Source organism: Nostoc sp. (assembly GCF_036916735.1).
In the GTDB taxonomy this organism is placed as follows: Bacteria; Cyanobacteriota; Cyanobacteriia; order Cyanobacteriales; family Nostocaceae; genus Nostoc.
On record NZ_JBALFV010000033.1, the window covers coordinates 37,810 to 50,225 of the forward strand.

The window sequence follows — 12,416 nt, forward strand, 5'->3', positions numbered from 1 at the left end:
AGATGAAGAAAAGCTGGAACTTGAAAAAGAGATATACCGAAAATATAACTCATAATTAGAGAGAATCTGAAGCCGGAGAAGAACAAATTGCTTCCTTAGAGAAACTGTGGTATTTAAATATTAATAAAAAAACAGCTTGAATAAAAAGAATAATGAAGTACTTGTTTTTAATTTGGGTGCTAATACTCTCTTTAGCCCCTCCTAGTGCAGCGATCGCTGACGAAAAACCGCTTTACGTATACGCTCAACTAAGACAGCCCTATACTTTAATATCTGGAGTTGGGACAATCCACCATCCAGTTTCCACTTCTAATCCCCAAGCGCAAGAGTTTTTCGATCAAGGATTAAATTTGATTTACGCCTTCAATCATGATGAGGCAGTGCGTTCTTTTGAATACGCTGCCAAACTTGATCCCCATTTGGCGATCGCATATTGGGGTATTGCTCTAGCTCTAGGCCCTAATATTAACTTAGCAATCGACCCCAAGCGACAATTAGCTGCTTACCAAGCGGTACAGCAAGCTTTGGCACTTTCCACCCAAGCATCTGCCCAAGAACGAGACTACATTACCGCCTTAGCAAAACGTTACTCTCGAGATCCTGATGCAGACTTGTATCAACTAGCCGTAGACTATACAAAAGCAATGGCTACCCTAGTTAAGCGCTATCCAGATGATTTGGATGCGGCGACGCTTTACGCTGAAAGCTTGATGGATCTGCATCCTTGGCAGCACTGGACTAAAGATGGCCTGCCACAGCCAGATACAGAAGAAATTGTGGCTATTTTAGAATCAGTTCTCAAACGTAACCCGAATCATACCGGAGCCAATCATTACTACATTCATGCAGTGGAAGCCTCACCTTCTCCAGAACGGGCCCTTGCGAGTGCCATTCGACTAGGAACGTTAGCACCAACGGCGGGACACTTGGTACACATGCCTTCTCATATTTATTTTCATGTAGGAGATTATCAAGGGGCAATGCAGGCGAACAAACAGGCGATCGCTCAAGATGATATTTACATTAAGAAATATCAAGTCCAGGGCACTTACCCCATGATGTACTACAACCACAACATACATTTTCTCATGGTGGCCAGCAGCATGGCAGGAAAATATAAAGATGCTCTCCAAGCCGCAGAGACATTAGTCGCAAATGCTACTGCAATTGACCCATATGCACCAATGCTTGAGGGATTCTTAGGCAGCAAAATGCTGATTCAGACACGCTTTAGTGATTGGGATACCATCTTAAAAACTCCCGCCCCCAATGCTAAATTGCCTACTACCACAGCACTTTGGCATTTTGCTCGCGGTATGGCAAGTGTAGCCACAGGCAAACTTGAAGATGCAGCAAGTGAAAGTCGGGCATTACTTGCTGCCAAACAGGGAATTTTCACTGAAGCAACCATTGGCTTCAGTCCTGCTAGTCGCATTTTAGACATTGCCTCAAAAGTTCTAGACGCCAAAATTGCTAAAGAAAAGCATGATTATGAATCTGCCATTTTCTTGTTAGAAAAAGCAGTAGCAGTAGAAGATACCCTTGATTACGTGGAACCACCAGACTGGTACTTTCAGACGCGGGAATTTTTGGGCGCTGTGCTTTTGGCTAAAGGTGACTATAAAGACGCTGAGAAAGTCTTTCGTGCTGATTTAGAAAAGTATCCCCATAATAGGCGTTCTCTATTTGGCTTGCAGGCAAGTTTAGAGGCACTGGGCAAAGAACAGGCTGCTCAACTTGTCAAAGCCGAATTAGAAACAGCTTGGAAAGGTGATGATAAGCAACTTGACATAGCCAAGTGACGGTAGGCAGGTAGGCGATCGCAGTTGCTTCCATAGTGGCTTCTTTAAAAGAGTATAAGTAGGTCTAACCTTTATTTGTTGCCTGACTTTGCCTTTCATATTAAAATTTGGGAGTAATACTTTTGGTTAATACAGTCAAACGTTCAATTCGGATATTAAAGATGCGCCCCTGCATGTCTGATTTCCTTGATCGCACTACAGGATTTATCTTCTTCCATTTCCAACCCTTTTTTGCAGTGGGCTGTACTTATGGTAGGTGGGGGCAGGCGATCGCACCGACGCGATCGCATCACTAGTTAATTATCTGTTAACGATCTACTGGATGCAGAGAGTTGGCTCGTATGTCATCCTAGATTAGGAGAGTTAATTTGGTGATGTCTTTGGTTTTAGTATTGAAAGGCTTTTTCCTTTTAGTATTTACAGACTACTCAGAGAAATTAAAATCTCTACACAGTGATGATTTTGGAGAGAATCGATGTCAATTTATGTAGGTAACCTCTCTTATGACGTTACACAAGAAGATTTAAGTGGTATTTTTGCAGAATATGGTACTGTAAAACGGGTTCAAGTACCTACTGACCGTGAAACAGGTCGTCCACGCGGCTTTGCTTTTGTGGAAATGGGAACCGAAGCTGAAGAAGCAGCTGCCATTGAAGCTCTCGATGGTGCTGAGTGGATGGGTCGTGACCTGAAAGTGAATAAGGCTAAACCCAAAGAAGATAGAGGTGACAGAGGTTCCTTTGGTGGTGGTAGAGGAGGATACGGCGGTGGTGGCGGACGCAACCGCTACTAACATTGGAAACAAAAAAAATTTACCTAGAGTCTTAAGGTCAGACAAGGTGTCTGTCTTTTTTTTGTTATGTTAGTGCTTCCATAGCCATTGATGAAGTCAACTTAGTTAGGAGAAATAATGACCCAAGTAATTGTAGGTGACAATGAACACATTGAGTCAGCCTTACGGCGATTTAAGCGAGAAGTTTCCAAGGCTGGAATTTTTCCAGACATGAGAAAGCATCGTCATTTTGAAACGCCTTTAGAAAAACGCAAACGCAAAGAAGTTGCCAAGCACAGACAAAGTAAGAGAAGTTTCCGTAACTAAGAGCTGACATAGATATAAATGAATAGACTTGGATTAGTGATATTTTGTCTCGGAAGATCCCCCCAACCCCCTGATCAATTGGTTGGCTCTAATCCCCTTCTTTTTAAGGAGAGTTAGGGAGGATCAAGTCTAACCCAAACAGCGTATTCAGATATATCAGATATAAACGAATGCCCTCATAAATTTTATGAGGGTTTTCCTTTTGCCTATTTTAAAATCAGGAAACCTAAAGAAACGCTAAAATCAACTCAGCCTTTGTATTGTAGCGGTTGTGTCCCACATCACTCAGAGGGCGGTTCACTGTATAAATCCTGATTGTCAACGTCCTTATCCTCAGCCTTGGGGAAACAAATTTTGCAACAGTTGTGGCGCACCGCTAAAACTGTTAGACCGCTATGTTCCATTTCAGGCTTTGGGATCGGGAGGATTTGCTCAAATTTACACGGTTTGGGATGAAAAAACTCAAACAGAGAAAGTGCTGAAGGTGTTGATAGAAGATTCACCAAAGGCACTGGAGTTATTTACCCAAGAAGCGGCAGTTTTATCTAGTTTGCACCATCCAGGTGTCCCTAGAGTCGATGCCGAAGGGTATTTTCAGGTACAACTGTTTAACCCCAAACCGCACCAATTGTCTTGTCTGGTAATGGAAAAAATCAACGGGCAAACTTTAGAGGAGATATTAAAAAAGTTTCCCCAAGGGTGTCCAGAAGATTTGGTTTTAAACTGGTTTGTCCAAGCTGTAGAAATTTTACAAGAATTACACAAACGTCAAATTCTTCACCGGGATATCAAACCTTCTAATTTAATGCTAGGCACTTCTTCGCCATCTTTAACCCCGTCTCAAGGGCAAACAGAGGGCGATCGGTTAGTATTAATTGATTTTGGCGGGGCAAAACAATTTAGCGCCTCTAAGCTGCGTTCTCAGTCTAGTTCCACCCGATTATTTTCTTCTGGCTACAGTCCACCAGAACAGGTGACTGGAGGAATTGTCGGGCCAAGTGCCGATTTTTATGCCCTTGGTCGAACGGTGATTGAACTAATTACAGGCAAGTACCCGCTAGAATTGGAAGATCAGCAAACGGGTAAATTGCGCTGGCGAAGTGTGGTAAATGTCAACCCCCAATTGGCAGATTTGCTGGATGAGATGGTGCAGCAAGATGTGCGATCGCGTCCACCAAATGCAACTATAATTGAAAAACGTTTGGCGAAGATTTCTCAACCATTACCGCCGCCGGGATTATTTGCTCAACTGCGAGACAAGGTTAAGCAAGGCTCAAGGCAAGTTTACCAAAGATTTACACAGCTAACACAAACTATTGAACAAATTTTAGCTAACTTTAGCCAAGCTGTAACTAAAACCGTTATTTTTGTCGCTCAGACAATTATCAAAATTTTCCAAGCTTGTGTGGCGACGATTTGGGCAATGCTCTTGGCTTATGTTGGCGCTTGTTTTGGTGCGATCGCTGGTTTTATTTTGGCATATCACACCAGCTTGGGTCGTCAGGTTGTGGAATTTCTTTGGAGTCAGCAAAACCAATTAGTGCCAAATACTCAACCCGTCTTGGGGGCAGATATTTTGGTCTTCGTCGCCGCAGGCTGGGGAACCGCTTGGGGGCTGACGGTATCTGGGTGTTTTGGTCAACAGCGACGCTTTTTAGTAGCATCGCTGATGGGCATGATTAGCTATGGTTTCGGTTGGTTGATTTTGCAATTAATCACACCAAAAGATAGCGGTGAAGGCTTAGTAGCAGTAATTTTAGTGGGAGTTTGCCTACTTACCTTAAGTTTAGGATTTCGTAGCCATCATATAGTGTACGCTGTGTTCGCTGCCTTTGGTAGTGCGATCGCCTATGCAATTTTGATTCTTTTTAGGTTAGCGCCTCCGATTTTCCAATTCTCTAGTCAACCAGGCTGGTCAGAGTTACAGTTACCTCTGATTTTTTTTGGTTCTGTAGGCGTCTTTATTAGCTTCTGGTTAGGAGTCAGTTACTACCTAATTGTCCCTGGATTGCGGTTTTTAGGGTGGCGTTAAATCAGTGAACAGTTATCAGTTATCAGTTAAAAATTGATAACTGATAACTGACAACTGATAATTGATCGCTGATAATAAGTGGGGTGTTAACGATGGCAAGAGGTCATCTAATTACTTGAGCTTTCATTCTGTTTTTGAGAAATCCAGTAGATTTAATGTTGGTGAGGTACACATAGCTAAGTCTGTTACCCAGGTATAAAGCGTGTTTTACTTCTGAATTCTGAATTATGCTGTATCGTATTGTTGTAAAAACTTAATTTTAATAAATTTGGAAGTTGTATCTATGACACATTCGTTTACTAAAACAGCTATTAGTATAGCGACGACTACTGCTTTAGGATTAGCGATCGCCATAACCACCAACAACCTAGCTCATGCTGCTGAGTTCAACTTTAACTGGAAAGGAGACACAGGTTATTCAGTTAAAGGTTCATTTAACTACGATACAACAACTGCTCCTAGCGTCATTTCTGAAACAGGCTCGAAACCTACGAAGTACTTGCAATCTCTCTCAATTTCCTTTTTTGATCCTTTGAGTAATCTCATAAATAGTTTTACTCCAGTGGTTAGTGGTTCATCTAACTACAGTTATTTGAGATTCAACTTTGATAGCGCTAAAGAGAAAATCCTTGGCCCCTTTGATGTTGGCAAGGATGATATGCTTCCTGGTGACACCTGGCTTAATAATAATCTCGCACTCATAGATGAAGGTTTTAGCAATCAGGTTCTACCTAAAGAATTTCATTTGATCAATAGAAATGCAGCACGCGCAGAGCAAATATTAGATTTAAGTAACAATTCAGTTCAGGTATCTAAAGTCCCCGAAGGAAGCATAATTATCGGTTTACTAGCAGTGTGTAGTTTGGGATTTAACCTCAAGCAGAAATTCAATCCAAAATTTAAAATCTAAAATCTCAAATTAGTCAGTGTCAAAGGGATAAAAGAAAAATTTGGAGGCGATCGCTATGGTATCAGTCAGCGATGCACAAGCAATTATTTTAAATTTAGTACAACCGTTGAATCGCCAGCATGATACAGAAGTTGTCGATTTGTTAGTAGCAGATAATCGAATTTTGGCAATGCCTGTAACCAGTCCGCTAGATTTTCCCCATTGGGATAATTCGGCAATGGATGGCTTTGCAGTTCGCTACGAAGATGTACAGCATAGCAGCGAAAACCCAGCCGTTTTAGAAATTGTTGAAAATATTCCGGCTGGGTATCAACCCAAGTCTACAATTCAACCAGGGCAAGCCGCGCGGATTTTCACAGGTGCGGTAATTCCAGCAGGCGCAGATACTGTAGTCATGCAAGAAAAGACACGCCGGGAAGAAAACCGTGTATTTATTCTAGATGCGCCAAAACCGCAAGAATTTGTCAGACACAAAGCATCTTTTTATCAATCTGGAACACAATTACTACCAGCAGGAATTAAATTAAATGCTCCAGAAATTGCCGTATTAGCAGCAACACAATGTCCGCAATTAAGTGTTTACCGCCGTCCGCGTGTGGCAATTTTTTCCACTGGTGATGAGTTGATGACACTCGATCAACCGTTGCAACCAGGGCAAATTGTTGATTCTAATCAGTATGCGCTAGCAGCTTTAGTGAAAAAAAGTGGCGCAGAACCAATACTTTTAGGCATTGTCAAAGACGATCCAGTTGCTTTAGAGAAAGTTATTGCCCACGCCGTTGCGATCGCTGATATAGTTCTTTCTTCTGGTGGTGTCTCAGTAGGAGATTACGACTATGTTGATAAAATTCTAGAATCATTAAAAGCAAAAATCCACATTCAATCTGTGGAAATGAGGCCAGGAAAACCCCTCACCGTCGCCACACTCCCTAGTACAGACGCGATTAATCGCCTCTCTCCCCACTCCTCACTCTACTTTGGTTTACCAGGAAACCCTGCTGCTGTGTTGGTGACATTTTGGCGATTTGTGCTACCAGCAATCAAGAAACTTTCGGGAATTGCTGAAGGTTGGGAGCCAGTGTTTTTAAAAGTGCGATCGCATCATGAATTGCGATCAAATGGCAAGCGCGAAACTTACCTTTGGGGTAAATTGCATTTAATTGATGGAGTTTACGAATTTCATCAAGCTGATGGTACTCAAAGTTCCGGCAATTTAATTAATTTAGCTCAAACCAATGCTTTAGCTGTTCTACCGGTGGGTAAAACATTAATTTCCCCACAAGAAGAGGTGCAAGTTTTACAGCTTAGTAATGGTCAAAATAATTCGTAATACTTGCCTCTGGCAAGTATTACGAATTATTTAAAATGTCTGCTCAAAAGCCTCAATCAAACTGTTAACTTCCTCAAGGGTGTTGTAATGCACCATACTCACCCGGACTATTCCACCTTGGGACGCTAAACCCAGGTATTCAATTAGCCGTTTAGCATAAAAGTCTCCGTAGCGAATCGCAATATAATGTTGGTCAATTTTTGTTGGAATGGTTGAGCTATTCATTCCATCTACTACAAAAGATATAGTTGGCACACGGAATTTACGATCAGCTTTTGATTGACCAATCACTTGCACATTAGACTTGCTGTTGAGGTAATTTAAGAGGCGATCGCTAATCTTTTCTTCATGTATGCTAATTAAATCAAATGCTTGCACCATTTTATTTCTCAAATCTGGTGCAGTTTGATTGCCATAGTGCAGTTGTGCTAACTCACTTAAATAATCACATAAACCTAACATTCCATAACTTAATTCAAAATTGACATTCCCTAACTGAAATTTATAAGGTATATCTATCTGGTCAATAAAATAATGGTTAAGACCAGGTAATTTTAATAAATGTTCTTCTTTGCCATAAAGTAAAGCATGATGTGGCCCGTAAACTTTATAACAACTCAAAGTATAGAAATCAACATCCAAATCTTGGACATCAACTAACCTGTGAGGTGCATAAGCTACACCATCGACACAAATCATCGCGTTGCGATCGTGTACAAATGCAGCAATTTCTTTGATAGGATTAATGGTTCCCAAAACATTAGAAGCATGAGTCAAGGCTACTAGTTTTGTACGCTGACTCATTAAAGGTTCTAAATCTGCTAAATGAAGTTCCAATGTATCTGGGCGAATTTGCCACACTTTCACCTTCATTCCTTGTTTTTCGAGAGCCACCCAAGCACCAATATTCGCCTCATGGTCACAATTAGTAACAATAATTTCATCACCAGGTGTGAAGGTTTGACCCAGACAAATTGAAAGAACTTTCAACATCATTGTAGTAGATGGGCCCATAACTACTTCTTTATAAGAATTGGCATTAATGAAAGTAGCCATTCCTCTAGTTGCTAAAGCCAATCGTTCTCCTGCAAGTTGAGAAACTGCATAAGAAGCTCCCAACTGGACATCAGAACTCAGGAGGAATTCGCTAATTCTATCTACTACTTTTTTCAGAGTTTGCGACCCGCCAGCATTATCAAAAAATGTCCATTCACCAGCTAGGGCGGGAAAATATTGCCGAACTTTATCAAGATTCAAAAGCATAGTATAAGTTTTTTGGAGAATGTTCTTTACCCTAGCCTACCTTTTGGCAAGTCCCCTAGAGAAGTTTATAGGACTCCTGTTTAATTTTTGAAAAAACTCGCCCTCAAGTCAAAAGACCTGATTCCCTACTTTCTACTCTCATTCGGCTATGCTCACAGCAAGCCTAATGCCTACCTCTCGCGCTTCGCACACCACAAAAATCAGTTCAAAAATCACATCGGATTGCTATATTTAGTTATAGCGACCCTGAATTATTCTTAAAAAGTTATATCTCTGACTTCTCTAAGAAGTTGGGGATTTCGACACAGCGAATTTTCACTAATCAATTAAAATTGTGATATGAACTAATATCTGATTTTTGAACAAGATTTTAGATGAAACCCTGAGAAAACACGCTTTTCAGTCTTAGTATGTTTTCATAAATCAAATCAGAGTCCTATGTCTCTTCACAAGATTCTTAAATTATCTTGATATTAAAGGGGTGATAACCTGATGCGCGTTTATATTATACATTATATACATTAAAATCGTTAATATAATACTAGTATTGGATTTCTGAAAAAGCTCAGTACAACTCGAAAAGCCTAATTCCTTATTCCCTACTCCCCGCTTATCGGGCTTGTGTTGCGCTTCTCTTTTTGCAAGACGCTTCTCTACCAGAGGCTTGTCTGCGACACGCTACTCGCGTTCGCCAACACGAACGCGCACCACGTAGATAATTTCAAAAATAAAAACTGATTTATCAATTTAGTTGCTTGATAGTTGTTTTCAACAGTTTGCTTTCTCTGCTTTTGCTAGCTTTTGCTAATTCGTTTTGATATCAGAAAGATCATTAAAATTAACAAATTAATTATGCGATTCAACGATCAGCTGATTAATGTACCTAGCTTAAATAATGTTATTAATCGTTCTCCCTTAACGATTAAGCCTGATAGTTTTGTTGTCGAAGCTATTTTGTTGATGAGTCAAGAAGGATGTAGCAATTATGCACCTAAAGAATTAAATTTTTCATTGGATTTAAACCCCGTAAATCAAGCTTCAAGTGGTTGCGTCTTGGTTGTAGAGGAAGCAATTTTGTTAGGTATTTTTACTGAAAAGCATGTAGTTAGGCTTATAGCTTCGGGAATCGACTTATCTACGGTGATGATCGCACAAGTAATGACGCAGCCAGTGGTTACACTTAGACAATCAGATTCTCCGGATATTTTCATTGCTTTATCATTATTACGTCAGCATCAGACTCGTTATTTGCCCGTTTTGGACGATCGCGGACGATTGCAAGGAATCATCACTGAGACTAGCTTACTACAAGCCTTTGACCTGGCAAAAATGGTTGGGGTCGTTGAAGGCTTGCAGCAATATTTACAAAAACCCAAAGATGAATTCAGCAAGGTTAATCAGCATACAGAGATAGAGCAAGTCCGCCACCAAACTCAAAATAACTTAAAACTATGGGTTGAGGCGCAATCGGCTGAAATCTTGCAAATTAATCAAGAACTTCAGCTAGCCCTCGAAGAACTCCAGGTTGTAGAAGAAGAACTGCGCGAACAAAATCAAGAGTTGGCCGTTGCCCGTGAGCTAGTAGAATTGGAGCGCCAGTGTTACCAGGATTTATTTGAGTTCGCTCCAGATGGTTATTTGGTAACTGATATAGCAGGTATTATCCAAGAAGCTAACCGAGCAGCAGCAATCTTACTGGCTGTCCGCCAAGAATATTTGGTGAAAAAACCATTAATTATATTTATTCCTCACCAAGATCGCCAGAATTTTACTATTCGACTGATGAATTCGCAGCAGGAACAGCAGTGGGAAGCTTACTTAAAACCACGGGGAGGTAAAGCTTTTCCGGCTAGCATTAGAGTGGCTGCCATGTACGATTCTCAGGGTAAGCAAGTTGGTTGGCGATGGTTAATCTGCGATATTAGCGAACGCGAACAGGCAAATGAATCACTGCGTCAAGCAAACCAAGAGTTAGAACAACGAGTGGAAAAACAGACAGCAGAACTTATTATATCCAATGTCCTGTTGCAACAAGAAATTACCGATCGCCAACGTGCAGAAGTTGCATTACAACAGAGCGAAAACCTTTATCGCCAACTCGTGGAAAGCCAAATTGACATAATTATCCGCATTGATTTGCACTTTCAGATTACCTTTGCCAATGCGGTTGCTTGTCAAACCTTCGGTTGGAAAGAAGATGAGTTTCGTGGTCAGTCATTTTCCCAGTTTCTTCATCCAGATGACTTGCCTGAAGTGATGAAAGATATAGCAGCTTTAGGATCTTCACCCCATCCCTTGACTAATCGTGATCTACGTGCATTGACAGTTAATGGTGTTCGCTGGTTTCAATGGAATGCGATCGCAATTCGTAATGACAAAAAAGAAGTTGTTGAAATCCAAGGGGTAGGCAGAGATATTACCGAAAAGAAACAACTCGAAGAGCAGTTTTTTCGCACCCAGCGATTGGAAAGCCTTGGTATCCTTGCAGGTGGTATTGCCCACGACTTGAACAATATATTGACACCAATTTTGGCAGCAGCTCAATTGGTACAGAGAACATTTTTACGAGACGAAGAGCAGTCTGAACAACTGCTGGCACTTGTAGAAATCAACGCCAAACGCGGAGCAGCTTTAGTGAAGCAAATTTTGTCGTTTGCGCGAGGATATAAAGGAGAGCGGACAATTATCCAAGTCGAGTACTTGATTTCAGAAATTATCCAAATTGCTAAACAGACATTTCCCAAATCTATTGAATTTTCTACAGTTATCCCGAAAGACATTTGGGCTGTCACTGGAGAAACCACACAATTGCATCAAGTGCTGATGAATCTGGTAGTAAATGCCCGCGATGCTTTACCTGATGGCGGCAGGATCAAAATTTCTGCGGAAAATAAGTTTATTGATCAAGCTTATACCAGAATGAATCTCGATGCTAAAGTTGGGCATTATATTGTGATTAGCGTTGCTGATAACGGAATTGGGATACCGCCAGAAATATTAGATAGAATTTTTGAGCCGTTTTTCACCACAAAAGATGTCAACACAGCTACCGGACTCGGACTTTCAACAGTGCTTGGCATAATTAGAAACCATAATGGTTTTATTAAAGTGTCTAGCAATGTTGATAGAGGCAGCAAATTTGATCTGTTTTTACCAGCAGTGAAAGCAACCCAAATCTTCAGCATAGAAGAGATGGATCTGCCCCCCGGAGAGGGAGAATTGATTTTAGTTGTAGATGATGAAGCCCAAATTCGGGAGATTGCCACAATCATCCTGAAAAACCATAACTATAAAATACTCACTGCCAGTAATGGTATAGAGGCGATCGCACTCTATGCCCAACACAAGCATCAAATCAATGCCGTATTGATGAATATAATGATGCCGGAGATGGACGGAATCACCGCTATTCGCACCTTGCAAAAAATGAACAACCAAGTTCAAATTATTGTCTGTAGCGGACTCAACTCAATGGAAGTCTTTACTCAAGCGGCTGATGCTAATGTGCAAGCGGTTTTATCAAAACCCTATACAGCTAGAGAATTATTGCAAACTTTACACCACTTATTTAGAGACAGTGCAGAGTTAAGAGTTAGGAGTAGGAAGTAGGTATTCAACATCTGGTGAAATTAAATATGGGTTATCTAGAACCCTTGTAGAGACGTAGCACTGCTACGTCTCTACAAGAATTTTGGTATTATGCAAAATCATTTTTATACGTGGAATCAGCAACGCCTCTCTTTTGTAATATCATGTTTGCTTAATTAGTTATGATTCTGGGCATCTATGCAAAAATATTAAAACCCTCTTCCCCCTGCCGCCTGCGGTCTTAATGATGAATCTTTTACCGAACATGAAATAACTCCCTCATCCCATAGATTTAAAACCCTCGCAGGGTTTCATCCCAGAGTTAGACGCAGGTGGTTTTCATGTTTATATAACATTAAACGGGAAATGTGCCTCACAAAATCAGAGATTGG

9 protein-coding genes are annotated in these 12,416 nt (G+C 40.9%); 8 read left to right on the top strand and 1 reads right to left on the bottom strand.

The annotated features are described in order from the left end of the window. Positions 1 to 152: 152 nt before the first annotated feature. The 7 genes from V7L20_RS08210 (at position 153) to V7L20_RS08240 (ending at position 7,173) form a co-directional block, all read left to right on the top strand. Positions 153 to 1,802, top strand: a complete 1,650-nt coding sequence (locus V7L20_RS08210) for a hypothetical protein (protein ID WP_334743597.1) — start codon at positions 153 to 155, stop codon at positions 1,800 to 1,802. Positions 1,803 to 1,975: 173 nt separating this feature from the next. Further along, positions 1,976 to 2,098 carry a hypothetical protein gene (locus tag V7L20_RS08215; RefSeq protein WP_334743598.1) on the top strand — a complete coding sequence of 41 codons (123 nt, stop codon included), beginning with the start codon at positions 1,976 to 1,978 and terminating at the stop codon, positions 2,096 to 2,098. Between the two features lie 179 nt (positions 2,099 to 2,277). Then, complete coding sequence (locus tag V7L20_RS08220) at positions 2,278 to 2,595, top strand: RNA recognition motif domain-containing protein (protein ID WP_334743599.1); 318 nt, start codon at positions 2,278 to 2,280, stop codon at positions 2,593 to 2,595. A 117-nt stretch (positions 2,596 to 2,712) separates the two neighbouring features. After that, positions 2,713 to 2,901, top strand: a complete 189-nt coding sequence (gene rpsU / locus V7L20_RS08225; protein WP_012407716.1) for a 30S ribosomal protein S21 — start codon at positions 2,713 to 2,715, stop codon at positions 2,899 to 2,901. Between the two features lie 271 nt (positions 2,902 to 3,172). After that, positions 3,173 to 4,933 carry a protein kinase domain-containing protein gene (locus V7L20_RS08230; RefSeq protein ID WP_334743600.1) on the top strand — a complete coding sequence of 587 codons (1,761 nt, stop codon included), beginning with the start codon at positions 3,173 to 3,175 and terminating at the stop codon, positions 4,931 to 4,933. A gap of 283 nt (positions 4,934 to 5,216) precedes the next feature. Next, on the top strand, positions 5,217 to 5,843 hold the full coding sequence (locus V7L20_RS08235) for a PEP-CTERM sorting domain-containing protein (protein ID WP_334743601.1): 627 nt from the start codon (positions 5,217 to 5,219) through the stop codon (positions 5,841 to 5,843). Between the two features lie 55 nt (positions 5,844 to 5,898). Further along, on the top strand, positions 5,899 to 7,173 hold the full coding sequence (locus V7L20_RS08240; protein ID WP_334743602.1) for a molybdopterin molybdotransferase MoeA: 1,275 nt from the start codon (positions 5,899 to 5,901) through the stop codon (positions 7,171 to 7,173). Positions 7,174 to 7,203: 30 nt separating this feature from the next. On the opposite strand, the gene V7L20_RS08245 is transcribed toward V7L20_RS08240, so the two are convergent. Further along, entirely contained in the window at positions 7,204 to 8,436 is a 1,233-nt protein-coding gene (locus V7L20_RS08245; protein ID WP_334743603.1) for a cysteine desulfurase-like protein, read from the bottom strand. A gap of 852 nt (positions 8,437 to 9,288) precedes the next feature. Here V7L20_RS08245 and V7L20_RS08250 point away from each other — a divergent pair. After that, on the top strand, positions 9,289 to 12,045 hold the full coding sequence (locus tag V7L20_RS08250) for a PAS domain S-box protein (protein WP_334743604.1): 2,757 nt from the start codon (positions 9,289 to 9,291) through the stop codon (positions 12,043 to 12,045). Positions 12,046 to 12,416 lie beyond the last annotated feature (371 nt).

What these genes read in the sequence shown, in the direction of transcription:
- V7L20_RS08210 (WP_334743597.1), top strand. Translation starts at nt 153, where the DNA reads ATGAAGTACTTGTTTTTAATTTGGGTGCTAATACTCTCTTTAGCCCCT.
- V7L20_RS08215 (WP_334743598.1), top strand. Translation starts at nt 1,976, where the DNA reads ATGTCTGATTTCCTTGATCGCACTACAGGATTTATCTTCTTCCATTTC.
- V7L20_RS08220 (WP_334743599.1), top strand. Translation starts at nt 2,278, where the DNA reads ATGTCAATTTATGTAGGTAACCTCTCTTATGACGTTACACAAGAAGAT.
- rpsU (WP_012407716.1), top strand. Translation starts at nt 2,713, where the DNA reads ATGACCCAAGTAATTGTAGGTGACAATGAACACATTGAGTCAGCCTTA.
- V7L20_RS08235 (WP_334743601.1), top strand. Translation starts at nt 5,217, where the DNA reads ATGACACATTCGTTTACTAAAACAGCTATTAGTATAGCGACGACTACT.
- V7L20_RS08240 (WP_334743602.1), top strand. Translation starts at nt 5,899, where the DNA reads ATGGTATCAGTCAGCGATGCACAAGCAATTATTTTAAATTTAGTACAA.
- V7L20_RS08245 (WP_334743603.1), bottom strand. Translation starts at nt 8,436, where the DNA reads ATGCTTTTGAATCTTGATAAAGTTCGGCAATATTTTCCCGCCCTAGCT.
- V7L20_RS08250 (WP_334743604.1), top strand. Translation starts at nt 9,289, where the DNA reads ATGCGATTCAACGATCAGCTGATTAATGTACCTAGCTTAAATAATGTT.